Genomic DNA, 20,009 nt, shown 5'->3' on the forward strand with positions numbered 1-20,009 from the left:
ATCAAATATATTCATTTTTCTGTTCAGAGAAATCCCCCATCCCTACTTTATTAGGATATGAATCCCAAAACCTTAAATATGTATATCCCTATTGTAAAGGTAAAGATAGAAAATAATGTTGTAATGATAAAGATATCTGAAGCTAACTCTGCATCAGCCTTCATATTGATAGCCATGACATAGCTACTCACAGCGGTAGGCGACCCATACATAACAAACAAAACCAAAAGATCATTGCCTACTATGCCCATGAGCAGAGCAATGGGTATGAATATCATCGGCAATATAATCAACTTTATTGTGGAGGCCACTAAAGCAAGTTTGATCTTTTGATTTTTTATTTGCTGAAGATCTATTGTACCTCCTATAGATATCATGGCAAGAGGTGTTGCCATGACTGCCATATAGTCCACCGACTTTGCTAACACAGTAGGAAGTTGAATATTAAATAAGGAGAAGGGTATAGCACAGGCTATCCCAATAATCAGAGGATTTTTAATAATATTCATTAAGGTGGTTTTCATTCCAATGCTACCACCCTCTTCAGACCGTAAAGTTAATATAATGATCACTAAAATATTATATAAGGGAATAATAAAAGCCGTTACAAGGGCTGCTTTAGTCAATGCCTCACTCCCCCCAATATTGGATACCATGACTAGCCCTAAAAGAGCATAATTCCCTCTAAATGCCCCTTGCACAAAAGCCCCAATAGATCCTTTATCCTTGATAAAGAGCTCTGCACCTATCCATACCAACACAAAGGAGATCAAGGTTGTCCCTATGGCAAATAGTAAGAGTTTCAGATCGAAAAATTCTCTAACATTTGAGCCAGCGATATCTCGAAATAAAAGCATTGGTAGCGAGATATTAAACATCAGGGCATTGAGTTTACGAATACTATATTGGTCTATAACCCCCTTCTCCTTTAGGATATATCCTATGATCAATATAATAAAAATTGGAAAAACAGCATTTAAACTAAAAATTAAATTATTGAAAACCAACTATTCTCACCTCTCTTGAATAAAACCATGGACTCTATGACTTATTCGAATAAATTTCTAATTTCATCTTCGCTTAACTTAGAAATAATGGTTTCTCCCGGCTCTACAACCGAGTCAATCATTTTTTTCTTTTTTTCTTGTATAGCAAATATCTTCTCCTCTATGGTTCCCTTTGTAAAGAGCTTTATGACGTGGACAGTGTTTTTTTGTCCCATTCTATAGGCTCTATCTGTAGCTTGATCCTCCACCGCTGGATTCCACCAGGGATCAAAATGGATAACGGTATCTGCCCCCGTGAGGTTCAGTCCTGTTCCCCCGGCCTTAAGGGAAATTAAAAATACTTCTCTCTCCCCCTGGTTAAATCTTTCTACCATTGTCCCTCTTTTCTCAGTATCGGTACTACCATCCAGATAAAAATATTCTATTTTCTGCTCTTCTAGAAACTTTCTTATGATGGTAAGCATGCTGGTAAATTGGGAGAATAACAGCACTCGATGCCCCCCTTGAAGGGATTCCTCCACAACTTCCCTGAGGAGATCCATTTTTCCACTGCCTCCCTCATAATTCTCTAAAAATAATGCCGGATGGCAGCATATCTGCCTCAATCGTGTCAATGCGGCTAGTATTTTTATATGGCTCCTTCCAAAGCCCTTTTCCTTAATTTCATCATTGATTTCACCCTTTATTTGGCTTAAATAACTTAAATAAATCAGTTTTTGCTCCTTGGTCAGCTCTACCATCAATTTATTTTCTATTTTATCAGGCAGCTCCATAAGGACTTCTTTCTTCATCCTTCTTAAAATAAAAGGGGCTATTTGCTTTTTAAGCTGCTTTAGGGCTTCCTTATTCTCCTCCTTGATAATGGATCTTTCATACTTCTTCACAAATCTTCCATGGGTTAACAAATACCCCGGCATAATAAAATCAAATATAGACCAAAGCTCGGTCAAGGAATTTTCGATAGGGGTACCTGTGAGGGAAAAATAATTTTCTGCTGTGATTTCTTTTACCGATGTTGCATTTTGAGAAGATGGATTTTTGATGTGTTGTGCCTCATCCAATATACAGCATCTAAATTTTTTACCTTGATAGCATTCTATATCCCTTCTAATCAAAGGATAGGAAGTCACAATAAGGTCATATTCTGATAAAGCATCTATATTTTGCTGTCTTTCTTCTTTGTTACCTGCAATCACCAAAGTTTTTAGCTGAGGTGCAAATTTTTCCACCTCCGCCATCCAATTATATACTAGGGATGTTGGCGCCACAACTAGAGAAGGCTTTCTCCCCTTTTCTTCTTTCTCGGATAGCAACAAGGCCAAAATTTGAATGGTTTTCCCTAAACCCATATCATCGGCTAAAATCCCACCCATCTTATACTCAGCAAGAGTCTTTAACCATTTAAAACCTGTTATCTGGTATGGCCTTAATATGTTCTCAAAGGATGCTGGCACCTGATAATCTAGATCAGCGGGTTCCTTAATATTTTGAATAAGCGACTTAAAGGCTATATTTCTTTGAACATTTTTTACTTTAGTCTCTTTCATCATTTCATCTAAATAAAGAGCCCTATACTTTGGGAGTTGGATAATATCCTGGTCTAGATCCTCTAGAGAAATAGAAAGATAATCAATCATCTTAGTAAATTCCTCCAACCCCTCTAGGTTCAATGGCAGAAAACCACCCTTTTTTAGTCTATAGTACTTTTTCTTTTCCTGTAGGGCCATAAACACATCGGCAATCTCGCTTTTATCTATACCGTCAATGGCAAAGCTAAATTCTAAAATATTGGTATCTTCATTTAATCTCATCCTTGCTGACAATGAGGATTGATTATACATTTTGATAGACTTAAAGGCATCAGAATAATACACCTCACTTAATTGGTGCAGAGCCGGGATATCCTTCTGAATAAATTCATAAATCTTTTCATCCCCTTCTAGGTAGATATACTCGCTGGACACCTTAAATTCAGCCTCTTCCAACAGGCTAATGATTTGCCCTTCTTTTTCTATATTTCTTACCAAAATTCTCTGTTCCTCTGCACTTTTGTGGTATTCCTCAAAGGGATTTATGGTAATATCTCCATAAATATATTTTACTTCCACCGTAACCATTTTATCTTTTTTGTCTAAATATATTTCTGCCCTAAACTCAGGCTTGTATATAGAAGTTTCTATTTTCTTATCTATTCCTAGGCTTCCGATCTTTTCCACAAAGGGAAGCACCTGACTGACAAAATTTTCTTTATAGTCTTGGGGAATGTGAAGGATGTTTTTTTCCTCCTGCACAAGGCTTGTATAAATAGGAGTAAAATATTTTTGTTGCTCTGGTGATATACAATAAATATTGTCCTCGTAAAAATAATAGGAGCCATCCTCTGTCAACGCTTGTATCTTTGCATTGCCTAATATCTCCAAGAACATATTATTTTTATCCTTGTTTAATTTAAATGCCAGAGGAAGATCCTCTTCTAAAATACCGATATCCTTATAGATAACGCCATCAATACAGGCATTAAACTTTCTATTGCCCATCATGTGAAAAAATCTTTTTACAGAAGTGGGAGAAAGAATCATGTGTTTCCCGTTAAATATGCTGTTTTTATTATAGCCCCAGGAAGATATATTTGTAATCTTTTCTTCCTCCACCTTTTCTTTGATCATATCAATAATAGGTTGGTCTTGGGCATTAAAGGAGTGCTTATAGGGCAAAAAAGTAAAGGCCTTTCCGTATTCTAAGGGCTCATTTTTATTGAGGTGATGGATAAAGGTTTTAGGACTTTTCATGACATAAAGCTTTTGTTCTCCTATTTTAAAGTGCAAGAGGGAAGAATAATCAGTCATGTGATTCCCGCTATTGTTAAATTCATAGTTAATTTCTAGACTTAGAGGAACCTTCGGCTGGACTCCATCATAGCTAAAATAATTTATGATATTTCTTATCCCTTCTTTTCTCCTGTTTTCCAATATTCTAGCCGTACTCTGTTTATCATCTTTAATAGTAAGAAGTACGGCTACTATATGCTTGCAATAGCCCATATAGGATTTATAGGCAAGACATGTACAAGAGGCATCCTCAAAATCTCCAACTTCATCAAAATATGTTTTCACTCTGTAGTTTTCTCTGCCGGTAACAAGGGCCAAAAATCCATTTATTTTAGAATCAAATTCTAAGGTTTTCACCCTAGAATGTTCATAATATTGTTTTCCTTTATAGTAGACATAACTACCATTACACAAATTCATTATCTGGTCTTCTGTTAATGCAAACATTTTTCACACCCTTATATGCTTTCTTCGTTCTATTGTTTTTATATGCTCACTCTTTAATCTTCATTAGCTCACATAATAAGTTCCCTAATAATTTATTATATCATATCCTTGGTATTAAAAATTTCCTCTTTAAATAGAATCTAAGAAAGCATCTGCGATCTATAAAGCAAAATTCCTGAATTTTTCATTTTGAGCATAGGGAAGAATCTAGCATTTAAGCTCCATTAAAGTTCTTGGCTACGCTACATTCAGAATGACACAAAATAGGACTTTTTCAACAAAATAAAGGGTTAGGCTCATTCAGCCTAACCCTTTATCTAGTATTTTTTATTCAGGGGGCACCTTCTTCCCCTCTAGATATAATGGATTAGTTTAAAGATTTCATGATGATTTTATAAGAATAATCCATGGCCTCTTGTAAACTGATCCCCGGGTAATGTTTTTGCATGGTTAGATAATTTCCAAAGGCAAATAAGGAACCATTCATTACCATTCTTTGATAAGCTTTGGACTCAATATCTTTAATCGCACCTTCCTTATAACCCGCAGACAATAATTGATCAATTATGGCCTCAATCCTGTTGCGGTGGGAGGAACAATGGTGATTGCCTTGCATATGGTTATCTTTAAATTCTGGTAGTTTCCCCGATGAAATGAGAATGTTAAATGTAGAAAACTTGTTTTGCAAGTTCTCTACAATACTACTTAATACTTCATAATACTTTTCTTTAAATCTACTTTTGGCGTCAATTCTTTTGGCTAGCAAATCTATTTCATTGCTGATATTTAAAAGCATAGCCTTTAGAATGACCTCCTCTTTTGTCTGAAAATAATCATAGATGGTTCCCTTCCCTACTCCAGCAGACTTTGCTATATCAGAGACCTTGACTAGATAAGGATTGGCTCCGCTTTTTATTAAGTTAATCATGCCATTTAAAATGGCCTTTTCCTTTTCAGAATATTTGATTTCCGACATTTTATTCTTCCTCATCCCTATTGTTTATGCTCTTTTTATTTCTATGAAATACATCATACATCACAGGTACTACAAATAGAGTAAGGATAGTGGCGTAAGTTAATCCTCCTATGGCTACAATGGCCAAAGGTTGTAGCATTTCGGCACCCATGCCCACACCAAAGGCTAGAGTGGATAAACCAAGGATGGTGGTGATGGCCGTCATTAGGATGGGGCGCAATCTGACTTTTCCTGTTTCTATAAGGGCTTCCCTTTTTCCTAATCCATTCTTCCTTAATTGATTGGTGTAGTCCACAAATACTATACCGTTGTTCACCACTACTCCACTTAATACTAAAAATCCAAGCATAGAAATCATACTGATTTCATTTCCTGTTATCCATAAGGCCAGGAGTCCTCCTGTGAAGGCTAAGGGAATGGTAAACATCACGATAAAGGGAGATAATAGGGATTGGAATTGGGCTACCATAATCAAATAGATAAAGACGATGGCCAATCCAATCATGTAAATAAGGTCCTTTAAGGTATCATTGATGGTTTCATTTTCCCCGGAAAGTTCTACTTTGTATCCTTCAGGAACATCATAGTCCTTTAACTTACTTTCAAATTCTCTACTCACTAGACCTATATTGTGATCAGAAGCAATACTGGCTGCTACTGAAACATATCTTTCCTGGGCTTCTCTTCGAATAGAAGATAAACCTTGGACTTGGGTTATCTTAGCAATATCTCCTACTTTAATAGATTTGCTTTCTCCCTCTTTTTCTATAGTCATTTCCAGATCTTCTAAATCCTCTGGAAGGATATTTTCATTTTTACTATTTACCACAACGACTGGATATTCTTTATTATCGGTATTGATGGTTGTAGCCGTCTTCCCTTCTGAGATCAACTTACTTATCTGGGAATAAACTTGGGCAACGGTAAGGCCTTCTTCCATAGCTTTTTCTTTATCCACGGTAATTCTTATCTCTACAGCATTTTCCTCAAAACCTGTTTCAATCTCGGTAGTTCCTTTTGTACCCTTTAATATATCCGCTATATCATGGGATATTTCTCTTAACTGATCAATTTCATTTCCTTTTATTATCACCTGGATGCCTTCTCCTGCTATGGCTCCCATATTCATATTTGAAGTGCTTACAACAAGGTCTGCCTCTAAATCCTTTGTTTTATCCTGTATTTCTTTTTCAATTTCTCTATTGGTGAGGGTCTTATTTTCTTCTAACAAGATATATAGGGACATATTTTCGCCACCACCAGAGCCCATGCCACCCATAGTCCCCCCTGAAAATGCTCCTATGGTTTCAATTCCTTCAATTTCCATTATTCTATCTACCACAGTATTGGTCATGTCGGTCCTATCCTTAAAGGTGCTGTCTTTATCCATTTCGATGGTTACAGACATTTCTGCGCCTTCCATCTCTGGAATAAAGGCCGTACCCATGGTAAAGGCTGAAAATACACTGGCTCCAAGTAATGCCACTACAAGAATCATAACAATAAATTTATGTTGTAGTGCTGTTTTTAGTATCCTTTCGTAGGAAGCTACTATTTTATCAAAAAACTTATGGTCTTTGTCCTTTAAGTTTTTAAAAATAGTAGAAGACATGACAGGCACTAAAGTTAAGGCTACAATAAGACTGGCAATCAAAGAATAAGCAATGGTCAATCCCATGTCGGTAAATATTTGTCTGGATATGCCATTGGTGAAAACCACAGGTAGAAATACCGCTATAGTGGTTAAGGTGGAGGCTGCTAAAGCTCCCGATACTTGCTTGGCTCCTTCGATAGAGGCTTGGTAGGAGGATAATCCATTGTTTTTTAATCGATAGACATTTTCAATAACCACCACAGAGTTATCTACCAGCATACCTACTCCCAAAGCTAATCCTCCCAGGGAAATGATGTTAATGGTTACCCCGGTAAAGTACATCATGGCAATAGCAAAAACTAAGCTAATGGGTATAGATAGGGCAACAATGAGGGTAGGTTTTATATCTCTCAAAAACAGTAATAAAATGGCTATGGCTAAAATTCCTCCATAAATTAAATTGCTTAATACTGAATCCACTACAATATCAATATATATTCCCTGATCCATTAAATTGCTTATGGTAAGATTTTGATCTTTATCAGTCATTTCATTTATTTTTTCCCTAATGCTTTTACTTACCTCAGCAGTAGAGTAGTTGCTTTGCTTTTGAAAGCTTAAAATTACTGCATCCTTTCCATTGACTTTGGCATATAGTTCTTCGGCATTGTTTGTGTTTTGGATATCTGCTACATCCTTTAAATATACCTTGCCTACACTATCTACTTTGGTATCAAACAAAAGAAGCTGACCGATTTCCTGTTCTGTGCCTATTTTATCTCCAACTTTTACAAGATAATCAATTCCATCTTCGGATACATAACCAGCAGGCATAGAAAAGTTTTGGGCAGTCAAGATGCCTCCGATCATATCTTCTGTGATCATCCCTTCTAAATCTGCTTTTTTGAAAGCTTCTTCTTTAGAATCATCTAGCTTTGCTAAGTTGTCTTCGATGGTAGATTGGCCTTTTTCCAATTCTACTTTAGCCTTATTCATTTCTGTATCTAGGGTGGCTTTACCCTGTTTTAGTTGTTCTTCTTGCTTTCCAACTTCATTCTTTTTCGAAGCTAAAGTAGCTTTTTGTAATTTTATTTCTTCTAAACCTTTATCCATTTCAACTACAGCGGCTGTTAATTCATCTTTTTTCGCTTTTAATTGGGAAATTCCTTGATTTACAATGCCCTGTAATTCTTGCTTTTGTTCTTGGGTGAGTCTATCCTCTAAATCCCCAAGATCAGCTTTCCCACTTAGGATCATTTCTAATGCAGTAAGAGCTGTTTCGGCTTGATTCTTTTTTTCTTTTAATTCTCTTTCTGCAGTATTTAATTGTGTTTCTGCCTTTTCCATTTCAGACTTAGCTAAATCTAAAGCCTGCTCTCCTTCGGCTAGTTTAGCACTTTGCTTTTTCTCTTCAGATTTTAATTGGGATAGACCCTGATTCACTTCCTCTTTGGCTTTTAATAATTGACTTTCAGCCTTGGAAAGTTCACTATCTATGTTCTTTAAAATCTTCTTATTTAAATTTTCGATCTTATCTGAGCTAATCTTTACTTCTATGCTATCTTCTACTAATCCTTGTCCAGTTACAGAAGCCACACCTTCTACGCTCTCTAGTTCAGGTATAATGCTATCCCTGGCTAGCTTGGATACCTCTGAAACATTCATTCCCTTGACGTCCACTGCCGAGATCATCACGGGCAACATATCTGGATTCATTTTGATGATGCTAGGCGTACCGACCTCGTCATTCCAATTTGCTTTAATCAAATCTAAACTGCTATTTACCTCAATAATTGCAGAATCCATGTTCACATTGTTGTCAAACTCTAAAATAATCATGGAGGAATTTTCATCGGATATGGAATTTATGTTCTTGATATTACTTGTGGTAGCTAAAATCTGCTCCACTGGTTTGGTGACTACCATTTCCACCTCTTCTGGACTGGCCCCGGGATAGGGTGTCATGACTACCATATAAGGTAAATCTAGGCTGGGTAATAAGTCTGTTTTCAAATTCATAAAGGAAATAGTACCTAATATAAGTACTAAAATCACAGCCACAAAGACTGTGAAAGGTTTTTTTACGCTATATTTTGCTAACATGTATACGCCTCCCTATCTTTCCGACCGACTGGTCGGTCACCTTCATATAATATCCTGATCTTTATCATTTGTCAATGAAGAGGCCACCGAGTAAACGGTGCTCTAAGTTATTTGTTTTGTATTGCTCTTTTATGGGTATTAGAATATATTATGTCTTGAATATAATAAAAAGGGAGTGAAGCATATGGCCAGTGAAATCTTACAAGTTATTTTCGATAGTGCCCAAAGTGCTTTTATAGAGGTAACTGCCTTTGTAGGAGCAGTGCTCATCATATTTGGTTATATCAATTTTTCCCAGTCCGGTAAACTGGTAAAGGTCATCCAAGAATCAAAAAGCATACAACCGATCATAGGGGCTTTGCTGGGATTGACTCCGGGATGTGGTGGAGCTATCTTTGTCATGCCCCTATTTCCCGCTGGCGTCGTAAGTTTTGGAACAGTAGTAGCCACTTTAATCGCCACCATGGGGGACTCGGCCTTTGTCATTATGACGATAATGCCAGGGAAGTATATTTTAGTCAGTCTATTCTCCTTTATTGCTGCCATTATCACAGGATATATTGTGGATTATTTTAATTTTGGAGATAGACTTCTCAAAAAGATAAAATTGAAAAATCGAAAAGAATCAGAGGAACTTCATAAAAATATGGACCATAGTGCACAAAACCTAGAGGGCCATCCAATTGTGGAAGGTAATACAGAGTTAGTAAAACATATTGGTCATCATGAAGGAGATGAAATTGATCTCATTCTTCATCATGAAATAAAAGGTCACCAAAATCCCAATACCTTTGGTTATAAGTTCACTCATCAAGGGTATATTGCTTATTGGATTCTCATAGCCATTGGCTTAGTCTTTGGAATTTTAGACTTGATGCAAATTGAATTAAATGAATTGGCTATTCCTCATTTGGGTACTATGTTAGGAATTATAGGAATCCTCTTTTCCATATTCATGATGGTGATGGGAAAAAAATTTCTCCAAGATGATACCCATGAGGAAGTCGAGATGAAGGCCATGTCTTTAAAAGAAACATTAATTCACAATGCTCAGGAAACTGCCTTTGTAGGTACATGGGTCTTTGTAGCCTATTTGGTCTATAATTTTATGGTATTAGGCCTAGGGGGTGGAAGTTATGCCGCTGGTGAAACCTTGATTACAGGCTTTTTAACTTCTACAGGCTTATTAGCTGTTTTAATAGGTACAGCAATCGGCATTATTCCTGGCTGTGGACCTCAAATTATTTTTGTTACACTGTACACCCAAGGTATGGTTCCCTTTGCTGCCCTATTGGCCAATGCTATTTCTCAAGATGGAGATGCTCTATTTCCCCTATTGGCTATTGATAAGAGGTCTTCCTTTTGGGCTACAGTGTTCAACACTATCCCCGCCCTAATCATGGGAATCATTGTCTATTGGCTGGAAATAAAATTTGGCCTATTTGCATAGGCCAAATTTTATTTTGAGGACAATGCCTCCATCTTTATGATTATACATTCTCTAAATAAACTTTTTCAAAATATGTTAAGGCTTTTTCCTGTATTCTTTTCATGAGGTCTATATCTGTAGGATCCTCATGATAATGATATATGGGAAAATACCTAGAAATATGCAGTACTAAGTCACTGTTTATTTCTCTTAACCTATCAAATAATGCTTGTATCTGCTTCAAATCATCGTTAATCCCCGGTACAATAAGTAGAGATATTTCCACATGACATTTTTGGGAAGCTTCTTCTATTGTATGCAAAATATTAGAAACAGAGTGGCCCCCCATTTTTTTATAGATGTCATCACTATAGGTTTTAAGATCAATATTCATAGCATCTATGCTCTGTAAAAGATGAATCAGGGCTTCTTTTTCTATATATCCATTTGTAATGAGCACATTTTTAAGATTGTTCTTTTTCGCCAATCTTGCCACATCCCACATCATCTCATAGAAAATAGTAGGTTCATTATAGGTATAGGCAATGGAAGGTACTTTATACTCTAAAGTCCTATCCACAATTTCCCCAGGGGTAGTAGGCATGGTCATGGGTCTTTCCATACTAATATTATGGTTTTGACAAAACTGGCAATGAAAATTGCATCCAAAGCTCCCAAAGGATAAAACTTCACTACCGGGCATCCAATCCCTTAAAGGCTTTTTCTCAATAGGATCTACATACATTGCGGAAACTTCCCCATAGTTTAAGGAGTAAAGCTTTCCATCAATGACCTTGCGCACATTACAACGCCCCCTATTCCCCTCTTTTATCTGACAATGATGGGGACAAAGATAACAATGAATATAATCCTCTTTCTTTTCATAAAACATTGCTTCTCTCATAGATTCACCTACCTAAAAACTATATTTTCTATAGGGTTCCCAATTTTATCCTAAAAATCCCTTTTTGTTTTTTTGTTCTTTAACTCCTCCTTGGGATAGATAAATCCCCGCGTTTATTGACTTTTATTTTGTCTCTAATGATTAGAGGAGGTAGAAATTTCTTTATCTATAGTAAATAAGTGTACTCCTTTATCCACTTATTTACTATAGCTCTTACTTAACTATATGGATTGAATTAATAATTCAGTGGGCAATATCGTTTTTGGAATAGCTGCTCTTATGGTTTTATTGGGATTAACCACTTGGCTAATTTTTAAGTCCATGGAAATGCTGGCTAATATATAGGCCTCTTCCCATGGTAGACCAAGACCTTTTTTCAGAAGCTCAACCGCTTGATCAGTTGCGGCTTCAGCAGCTTCCTCCAAGGTTTTTCCTGAACCCACTATCATGGTCGAATCTATGGTTTCTAATAGAGGCCAAGTAGTTGTCTTGCCTTTTATCACATCTACCTGTAAAATAACTTCTCCACCAATTTCGCATCCCGTAAAGCATACCTCTCCATCCCCCATCACCCCATGTAAATCACCTAGGGCCAAAAGAGCGCCTTCTTGCACTACAGGGAAATACAGGGTTGACCCCTCACAAATATCTGTAGTATCCATATTTCCTCCGTGTTTCCAAGGAGTAGCCGTAATAAACTCTCCTTCCTCCTGGGAGGGAGCTACCCCAATAACCCCAATCATAGGTTTAATAGGAAGATAAATATCATTAAACCTACAATGTCCATTTTCTATAGGAAGAATTTTGGTCACTGTTTTTGTGGCTTTATTCCCTAAAATCCCTTGTCCCCCCATAGTAAGTCCAATCCCCTGGGAGTGAATATCAATCTTAAGAATTTTAACTTTTAATAAATCCCCTGGATCTGCCCCTTCTACGAATATTGGTCCTGTGGCAGGGTTAACCCTGGAATAATCTAAGGTGTCCAATGTTTGCTCCTCGGAAGATATTTGTCCATAAAAACAATCATTGGTTATCACTTTAAAAACTTCCTTGGGATTAACCTTTTGTACTGGCTCCATTTTAGGCTTAAAAGAAAAGATTACATTATTCCCCTTTATTATTTTCATTTTTTTCCTCCTTTTCGCTTTTATCTAAATTTATATGAATGCTTTTAATCCTTATTCTCTCTTTAACTTCTATTTTCTTTCTTAAAATTCCTTTAAAATCCTATGAATTCCCCTTTACCCATTTCCATAGGAAAATATATGAATAATTGAAATATCTACTAAATGGGTATAATATTCCATAAGGTTAATCAGGCAATAAATTTCCAATAGAATGGAGGAAACCAATGGATAAGAAATATAAAAAACCTGATAAAACAGTATTAAAGGAAAAACTTTCTCCTCTTCAATATGATGTTACCCAAAATGATTTTACTGAAAGACCCTTTGATAATGATTTTTGGAATTTTGAGGCAGAGGGAATATATGTAGACATCGTATCAGGAGAGCCACTATTTAGTTCCCAGCATAAATATGATGCCGGTTGTGGATGGCCTAGTTTTTATAAAAGTATTCACGATGAGCATATTGTAGAGAAATCAGATGCCAGCCATGGCATGAGGAGAACCGAAGTAAGAAGCAAGTATGGAAATTCCCATCTGGGGCATCTATTCCCTGATGGGCCAAGGGATAAGGGAGGCATGAGATATTGCATTAATAGTGCTTCTTTGCGATTTATAAAAAAGGAAGATCTAGAAAAAGAGGGTTATGGAGAGTATTTAAAACTATTTGAATAAAAATAAAGGATAGAGTATGATAAATTACTCTATCCTTTATTTAATATACGCTTTAAAAATTGTTTGGTTCTTTCCTGGGTTGGATGGTTGAAGATTTGTTCTGGATTTCCTTCCTCCGCAATAACTCCCTTATCCATGAACACTACACGATCCGCCACCTCTTTGGCAAAGCCCATTTCATGGGTGACTACCATCATGGTAAGACCGCTTTGGGCAAGTTGCTTCATGACTTTTAGGACTTCTCCTACCATTTCAGGATCAAGGGCGGAGGTGGGTTCATCAAAAAGCATAACATCTGGTTCCATAGAAAGTGCCCTAGCGATGGCTACCCTTTGCTTTTGTCCTCCCGATAATTGTTTTGGCTTGGCGTGGATATATTGAGCCATCCCTACAACCTCCAAATACTTCATGGCAACTTTTTCTGCCTCTTGCTGAGAGCGACCCAATACTTTTCTTTGTCCTATGGTACAATTGCTTAATACATCATGATTATTAAATAAATTAAATTGCTGAAATACCATGCCAAGCCTTGTTCGGTATTTATAGATATCATGTTCATCCTTTAATATATTTTCTTCATTATAAATAATTGCTCCACCACTGGGTTTTTCCAAAAGATTGATGCAACGAAGAAGAGTGGACTTTCCAGATCCTGAGGATCCAATGACGCAAACTACTTCTCCTTTGTTCACTGAGAAATTAATGTCCTTCAGAACTTGGTTGTTTCCAAAGGTCTTACTTAAATGTTGTATGTCGATTACTCTTTCCATGGTCACCCTCCTCTCTACATTTTATTTTCCCTGCGCAATCTATCCTCCGGTCTTTGCACCTGCATTTGATTTCCAATAAGATTATAATTTTCTGGACCATCCAGCTTTCTTTCAATCCCACGAAGAATTCTCGTCACAGTAAAGGTCATCACAAGATAAATAATACTTGTGATAAAAAATGCTTCAAAATATCTAAAATTATTTCCTGCAATGGATTTAGTCTGGAAATATAATTCTGATACCGAGATGACATTTAGCACTGAGGTATCTTTAATATTGACTACAAACTCATTACCGGTGGCAGGTAAGATATTACGAATTACCTGGGGTAATACTACATTTTTCATGGTTTGCACATGATTCATCCCTATGGCTTGAGCTGCTTCAAATTGTCCCCGGTCGACAGAAATAATTCCTCCCCGCACAATCTCTGCCATATAGGCTCCCGTATTAATGGATACAATAAAAATTGCCGCCCCCAATTTATCCATGTGAATACCTAAGAACTGTGCTGAGCCATAATAAAACACCATAGCCTGCACAATCATTGGAGTCCCTCGGAAAAATTCTATATATGCACTGAGAAGGATATTGAGAAACTTTAATAAGATTCTTTTCCCTCCTCTTTCCGGCATAGGGATTGTACGTATAACTCCCGTTAATAAACCTATAATTGTTCCCAGGATGGTACCAATTATGGAAATAAATAATGTCACTCCAGCTCCTCGTAAAAACATAGGCCAATAATCCGCCAAAATTCTTACCAACCACTCATAAGTCATGTCGTCCCTCCTCTAAAACTCTACAAAATCTATGGACATCCTAAGATTCTTTTTCTCTGATTTTTTTCCTATAGGTAAGTACTCTGATAATAGGCATAGCTCTTTCTTATCTTCGATCTCTTTTCCTGATACTCAGGCTTACCTTCTATTTTATAGCTTCTTTAATTTGACGATGGCTGATTTTTAATGGCTTCATCCATAAGGGTCGTGCGTTCATCTTCTGAAATGGTTGCTAATATTTCATTTATTTTTTCAGTTAAAGTGCTTCCCTTGGGGAGACCTACAGCAATGGCCGTATCCTCATCAGAGGTTTTAAATCCATCTGTAAATTCTACCATAGCAAAGTTTTCATTGGCAGCGGTTGCACTGACTCCCTCTGGACGTTCGGATACATATCCATCGATCATACCAGATTCTAGGGCCACTCTCATGGCAGGAAAATTATCCATAGCTGTCTCCTGTATGACGCCTTCAATTTGATCAATAACGGAATAATGAAAAGTATTTAATTGAGCAGTGATCTTTGCTCCTTTGAAATCCTTTAGAGAAGTAGCACCTTCATAAGCTCCTCCCTTTTTCACAACCATGACCAAATCTGATTTGTAATAAGTATCGGAAAAATCAACGGTTTCTGCTCTCTTTGCTGTAGGAGACATCCCTGCAACAATGGCATCAATTTTTCCAGAAGTTAATGCAGGAGTCAATCCATCCCATTCGGTCTTTATAATGACTAATTCCTTTCCTAATCCCTCTGCAATCTTTTTCGCTATTTCTACATCATATCCCCCTGCATATTCTGCACTGCCTTCAATTTGTACTCCTCCGTTGGAATCATCGATTTGTGTCCAGTTAAAGGGTGCATATCCTGCTTCCAGTCCGACTCTAAAAACATCATCACTGGCTTCATTTCCTGCTTCCGAAGTATCTGCTGGACTAGAGCCACAGCCTGCAAATATTGTCATGGCCAATAATACTATAGTGGTCAATACCCATAATCTTTTTTTCATTTTACATTCTCTCCTTAATCTTTATTCGAATAATCATCCCTTAAAAATAAAAAACACCTAACAGGATTTGTTAGGTGATGATATGCCTATAGCAAAGCTAGGTATCCTCTCTCCTCCTTCCTGGCTCAATGTGAGATAGCACAACATCAAAGTACTGAGCAAATACCATGACGTCAGTCCTATACCTATTCGATATAGACCCAGCATCAGATTTTGGTGTCTGACACTTCGGCGGTGGCTCCTTTCTCTATAGGTCATTGGCTTCCAACCTCGATATAGATACTCATAGATACCGCGCCTCTACCTCACCCAGAAGGATGAGGATTTCAATATTTTATTTATTGTGACTTATACTAGCACATTTGTTTTATTTTGTCAAATGTTTTTTGCAAGAGAATAGAGAACTTTTCTTTTATTGAAAATTTCTATCCTTGGTTTGTTTCCCTTTATTTGTATTTCTATCATGGTTACTCTTTTGATTGACTGCACAACAGTCCATTCTTTCACTCCCAAAATTTTCTTTATTGGCCTGTTCTAATTTTTTTAAAAAATGACTAAACCACTTTTTCATTTTTTCTTTTCCCTCTTTTACATTGGGTTTATTTTTATAAAATACTCTCTATTATTTCAACTCATCCGGTACATACCAAAAGTTATCGGAATTATTTTCCTCCATGTATTTCTTAAACTCATCTGAATGATAGGCCTCTACAATATCCTTTGCCCACTGGGTATCTTTATCCTCTTCATTTACAACCACCACGAGTTCTAGATGTTTTAAAATATCTTCTTGCAATAATACTGTGGATGTATCTATTTTTGCATTATAGACAATGGAACCCGTAATAACAGCAAAATCAAAATCCTGTAAAGCTCTGGGTATATTTAAAGATTCCATTTCTACAAATTCAAGGTTATAAGGATTTTCAATTACATCATCTACACTGGCTGTTAATAATTCAACATCTTCTTTTAAGCTAATCCACCCAGCTTTTTGTAGTAAAGCATATGCTCTAGCTGCATTGGAAGCATCATTGGGAATAGCTATTTTGTCACCTTCTTCAATCTGGTCAACAGATGTATTGGTGGCCGAAAATATCCCTGCTGGTACAGTGGGAATTGGGGTAATAGCGACTAAACGACCATCATGGGCTTCATTGAAATTTTCTGCATAGGCAGTATGTTGAGCCACATTAAAATCTATCTCATTGTTATTAAGAGCAATTTCAGATTGGAGTAAGTCTTGGAACTCTACTGATTTTACTGTATATCCCTGTTTTTCCAAGATGGGTTTTACCGCCTCATCGAATAAAACATTATAAGGACCCTGGGATACTCCCACTGTAATTTCTTTTTTTGTGGCTTGATCCTTATCCGCTGTTGTTTCTGTTTTTTGTCCACACCCTGTAATAATCCCCAATAGTAAAACTAAAGACATTAATAGAATAAATGATTTCTTTATTGTTTTCATGTTTTCCCTCCTAGTTTTTTCTAATCTTCCTTGAATAGTAATTTCCAAGGCTTTGAATAATTTGTACAAAAACGACCAAAATAATCACCGTAACAACCATAAGGGGAGTATTCATTCTTTGATATCCGTAGGTCAATGCTAAATCTCCTACTCCCCCTCCCCCTATAATCCCTGCCATTGCAGAAGCACCTATTAAGCCAATAGTTCCTGTGGTTAGGGCCAATATCAAGGATCCTAAAGCCTCTGGCAATAAAAAATACCATATGATTTGAAATGTAGTTGCTCCCATAGCTTCCGCTGCTTCTATAATCCCTTTGTCTACCTCTAGCAAGGAATTTTCTACCAATCTAGCTATATAGGGACTGATATAGGCCACAAGGGGCACAATAGCCGCGTTGGAACCTATGGTCGTACCCATTAAAGCTCGGGTCATTGGCATGATAAATATAAGTAATATCACAAAGGGTATAGAGCGGATGATATTAATTACATTATTCAAAACAAAAAATAATAGCGTATTTTTCAATAGGCCATCCTTTTTTGTAAGAACCAATAGTATTCCTAGGGGAATTCCTATGAGGGCACCAATAAGCAAGGCTATTCCTATCATATAGATGCTTTGCTGAATGGATAAAATTAGTTTGTCTGGAGTAATTCCCAATAAATCTTTAAATCCCATCATAGTTCCATCCTTTCATAGAGTATTCCCTTTGATTGAATATGAGCAAGAGCTCTTTCTCTCTCAATAGGTGTTCCCTCTATTTCCACAATCACAATACTCAACGTATTTTCCCTTAATTCGCTTACACTGGCAAATAGAATATGGGTAGTAATATCAAATTCCTTGTTGATCTCCGATAATAGAGCGTTTTTTCCATAATCACCTATGGTTTTTAGCCTTAGAATCGAGCTATTGGACCTATCCCTTTTTAATTTTTTCATCATTCCCTCTGGAAGAGTATCGTCAATAACTGTTTTCACAAAATCCTTTGTCACTTCCTTTTGAGGATTTCCGAAAACATCAATGACCTTTCCCTCCTCGATAACTGCTCCATCTTCCATAACAGCCACTTTGTTGCAGATATTCTTAATGACATTCATTTCATGGGTAATGATTAAAATAGTGATATTCAATTCATGATTAATCTTTTTTAATAATTCTAGAATAGATAAAGTGGTTTTAGGATCTAAAGCACTAGTAGCCTCATCGCATAATAAAATGCTTGGGTTTGTAGCCAGTGCCCTTGCAATTCCCACTCTTTGCTTTTGCCCCCCAGACAATTCATTGGGGTATGCATCTGCTTTATCTTCCAATCCTACATATTCTAATAATCGCATCACACGTTTTTGGATATCTTGCTTTGGTATCTTATCTAAAACTAAGGGCATAGCAACATTCGCATAAACTGTCTTAGCGTTTAGGAGATTAAATTGTTGAAAAACCATACCGATTTCCTTCCTCATCTTTCTAAGATGAGATTTAGGGAGTTCTCCCATTTCCTGCCCCTTTACAAACACCCTTCCATTAGTAGGCTTTTCTAATCCATTTACTAGACGAATTAAGGTGGATTTGCCGGCACCACTAAATCCAATAACCCCAAAAACATCTCCCTCTTCAATGGTCATATTCACATGCTTTAGAGCATGTACCTTTCCCGCCTTACTCTCAAAGGTTTTACTGACATCAAGCAATTGAATCATCCTTCTCCCCCTTCCTTCATCACTTTAATTCCATGTATTCCTACCAACTTACTATACTTTATAATATGAGTCTCAAATTGTCAACAATTTTTTGTTCCCCTAAAATTTATGAAAGGGACTTAGAAGGTAAAGATGGTAAACCTTCTAAGTCCCTTTCATCACAAAAAAAATCTCTACAATTAGAGAAAACTCTAATCGTAGAGGGTAAACAAAATCTATTCTTTTTTTCATTTTTTTCTTAAGGTTTACCTATCAATATATCAAAATCAATAGTAATGTGGTCTAAATCTGTTTTTAAATATTCCTGTAGACTCTCTTCTTTTATACTCCACGATAGGGGAGTCATAAGGATTAATTCCGGAATTAGGGACTTATCTAAGGGGAAGATATAGCTTAAGGGGTGCCTCTCCATAATCCTAAAATTTTCTTTAAATTTTTTTACTATGCTCTCATTATTATAAGATTCTTCCCTAGATTCTTCTAAAATGATCTCCCGTAATTCTTTTAAATACTCCCTTTGGGGTATGATTTTTACCACCATACTATTGTCTTTTAGTAGTCTTTTAAATTCCCCATAATTAGCAGGAGATAAAATATTCAAAACAATATCAAAGCACTTCTCCTGAAAGGGAGTTTTGGCTAAATCCCCCACCGTCCAAAGAAAATCCATATGGTTTCTGGCTGCCACAACAATTCCTTCCTTAGCGATATCAATACCTACACCTAACACATCGGTAGATAACTTCTTATCTATATTGTCTTTTATATAGGCAAGATGGCTGCCTTCTCCGCAACCTGCGTCTAAAATGTTTATCCTTTCCTCTCCCCCTACCCCATTGGCTATCAATTGACTAATCCTTTCATGCAGGGGCACAAATAATCCACTATCTACTATACTTTTACGGGATTCAAATAATTTTTTATTGTATTTGGTTTTTGAAGAGCTATTTAGCAGATTGATATATCCCTGTTTCGTTACGTCAAAGGTATGATTATTTGTGCATATTAAACTCTTTAAGTCTACAATCTTCATATCTGCCATGCAAATAGGACACTGGAAAATTTCTTGGTATTGTTGCATATATTGGGCACTTTTCTCTCTTTTCTTCATTGGAACCAAATTACACCTTTCTTATCTATTATGATTTATATTATATTATCTTCCTTGTTTATTGGGAAAGTCCTTATT

General features: G+C 36.6%; 16 protein-coding genes and 1 riboswitch. Of the genes, 2 read left to right on the top strand and 14 right to left on the bottom strand.

Going from position 1 to position 20,009, the window contains the following annotated elements:
- Nucleotides 1–50: 50 nt before the first annotated feature.
- The 4 genes from NSA47_RS06065 to NSA47_RS06080 form a co-directional block, all read right to left on the bottom strand.
- Nucleotides 51–1,007, bottom strand: coding sequence for an AEC family transporter (locus NSA47_RS06065; protein ID WP_257530051.1), 957 nt, complete (start codon nt 1,005–1,007; stop codon nt 51–53).
- 41 nt (nt 1,008–1,048) lie between these two features.
- Nucleotides 1,049–4,282, bottom strand: coding sequence for a DEAD/DEAH box helicase (locus NSA47_RS06070; RefSeq protein ID WP_257530053.1), 3,234 nt, complete (start codon nt 4,280–4,282; stop codon nt 1,049–1,051).
- Nucleotides 4,283–4,649: 367 nt separating this feature from the next.
- Nucleotides 4,650–5,258: a TetR/AcrR family transcriptional regulator gene (locus tag NSA47_RS06075; RefSeq protein WP_257530055.1), complete on the bottom strand. Its 609-nt coding sequence runs from the start codon at nt 5,256–5,258 to the stop codon at nt 4,650–4,652.
- A 1-nt stretch (nt 5,259) separates the two neighbouring features.
- On the bottom strand, nt 5,260–8,955 hold the full coding sequence (locus NSA47_RS06080) for an efflux RND transporter permease subunit (protein ID WP_257530057.1): 3,696 nt from the start codon (nt 8,953–8,955) through the stop codon (nt 5,260–5,262).
- Nucleotides 8,956–9,139: 184 nt separating this feature from the next.
- Here NSA47_RS06080 and NSA47_RS06085 point away from each other — a divergent pair, with 184 nt between their 5' ends.
- Nucleotides 9,140–10,405, top strand: a complete 1,266-nt coding sequence (locus NSA47_RS06085; RefSeq protein WP_257530058.1) for a putative manganese transporter — start codon at nt 9,140–9,142, stop codon at nt 10,403–10,405.
- Between the two features lie 40 nt (nt 10,406–10,445).
- Here NSA47_RS06085 and amrS read toward each other — a convergent pair whose 3' ends face one another.
- A complete protein-coding gene (gene amrS / locus NSA47_RS06090) occupies nt 10,446–11,288 on the bottom strand; it encodes an AmmeMemoRadiSam system radical SAM enzyme (RefSeq protein ID WP_257530059.1) in 843 nt (280 codons plus the stop codon).
- 221 nt (nt 11,289–11,509) lie between these two features.
- Nucleotides 11,510–12,415: an acetamidase/formamidase family protein gene (locus NSA47_RS06095; protein ID WP_257530060.1), complete on the bottom strand. Its 906-nt coding sequence runs from the start codon at nt 12,413–12,415 to the stop codon at nt 11,510–11,512.
- A gap of 224 nt (nt 12,416–12,639) precedes the next feature.
- Here NSA47_RS06095 and msrB point away from each other — a divergent pair, with 224 nt between their 5' ends.
- Nucleotides 12,640–13,089, top strand: a complete 450-nt coding sequence (gene msrB, locus NSA47_RS06100; protein WP_257530061.1) for a peptide-methionine (R)-S-oxide reductase MsrB — start codon at nt 12,640–12,642, stop codon at nt 13,087–13,089.
- Between the two features lie 29 nt (nt 13,090–13,118).
- Here the strand turns inward: msrB and NSA47_RS06105 are convergent, their stop codons facing one another.
- From NSA47_RS06105 to NSA47_RS06140, 8 genes are all read right to left on the bottom strand, one after another.
- The gene (locus NSA47_RS06105) at nt 13,119–13,859 is read right to left on the bottom strand and encodes an amino acid ABC transporter ATP-binding protein (protein ID WP_257530062.1); all 741 of its coding nucleotides are present in this window, start codon (nt 13,857–13,859) and stop codon (nt 13,119–13,121) included.
- A 14-nt stretch (nt 13,860–13,873) separates the two neighbouring features.
- Complete coding sequence (locus NSA47_RS06110; protein WP_257530063.1) at nt 13,874–14,641, bottom strand: amino acid ABC transporter permease; 768 nt, start codon at nt 14,639–14,641, stop codon at nt 13,874–13,876.
- 161 nt (nt 14,642–14,802) lie between these two features.
- On the bottom strand, nt 14,803–15,648 hold the full coding sequence (locus NSA47_RS06115) for a transporter substrate-binding domain-containing protein (RefSeq protein WP_257530064.1): 846 nt from the start codon (nt 15,646–15,648) through the stop codon (nt 14,803–14,805).
- Nucleotides 15,649–15,776: 128 nt separating this feature from the next.
- A riboswitch (Lysine riboswitch) is annotated at nt 15,777–15,959 on the bottom strand.
- Nucleotides 15,960–16,060: 101 nt separating this feature from the next.
- On the bottom strand, nt 16,061–16,219 hold the full coding sequence (locus NSA47_RS06120; protein WP_257530065.1) for an LDCC motif putative metal-binding protein: 159 nt from the start codon (nt 16,217–16,219) through the stop codon (nt 16,061–16,063).
- Between the two features lie 51 nt (nt 16,220–16,270).
- Nucleotides 16,271–17,119, bottom strand: coding sequence for a MetQ/NlpA family ABC transporter substrate-binding protein (locus NSA47_RS06125; protein WP_257530066.1), 849 nt, complete (start codon nt 17,117–17,119; stop codon nt 16,271–16,273).
- A 10-nt stretch (nt 17,120–17,129) separates the two neighbouring features.
- Complete coding sequence (locus NSA47_RS06130; RefSeq protein ID WP_373370307.1) at nt 17,130–17,798, bottom strand: methionine ABC transporter permease; 669 nt, start codon at nt 17,796–17,798, stop codon at nt 17,130–17,132.
- Complete coding sequence (locus tag NSA47_RS06135; protein ID WP_257530070.1) at nt 17,798–18,820, bottom strand: methionine ABC transporter ATP-binding protein; 1,023 nt, start codon at nt 18,818–18,820, stop codon at nt 17,798–17,800. Before NSA47_RS06135 ends, NSA47_RS06130 begins: the two co-directional genes overlap by 1 nt.
- A 238-nt stretch (nt 18,821–19,058) precedes the next feature.
- Nucleotides 19,059–19,931 carry a putative RNA methyltransferase gene (locus NSA47_RS06140; protein ID WP_257530072.1) on the bottom strand — a complete coding sequence of 291 codons (873 nt, stop codon included), beginning with the start codon at nt 19,929–19,931 and terminating at the stop codon, nt 19,059–19,061.
- Nucleotides 19,932–20,009 lie beyond the last annotated feature (78 nt).

Origin of the sequence: Irregularibacter muris (assembly GCF_024622505.1) — a bacterium.
GTDB classification, from domain to species: Bacteria; Bacillota; Clostridia; order Eubacteriales; family Garciellaceae; genus Irregularibacter; species Irregularibacter muris.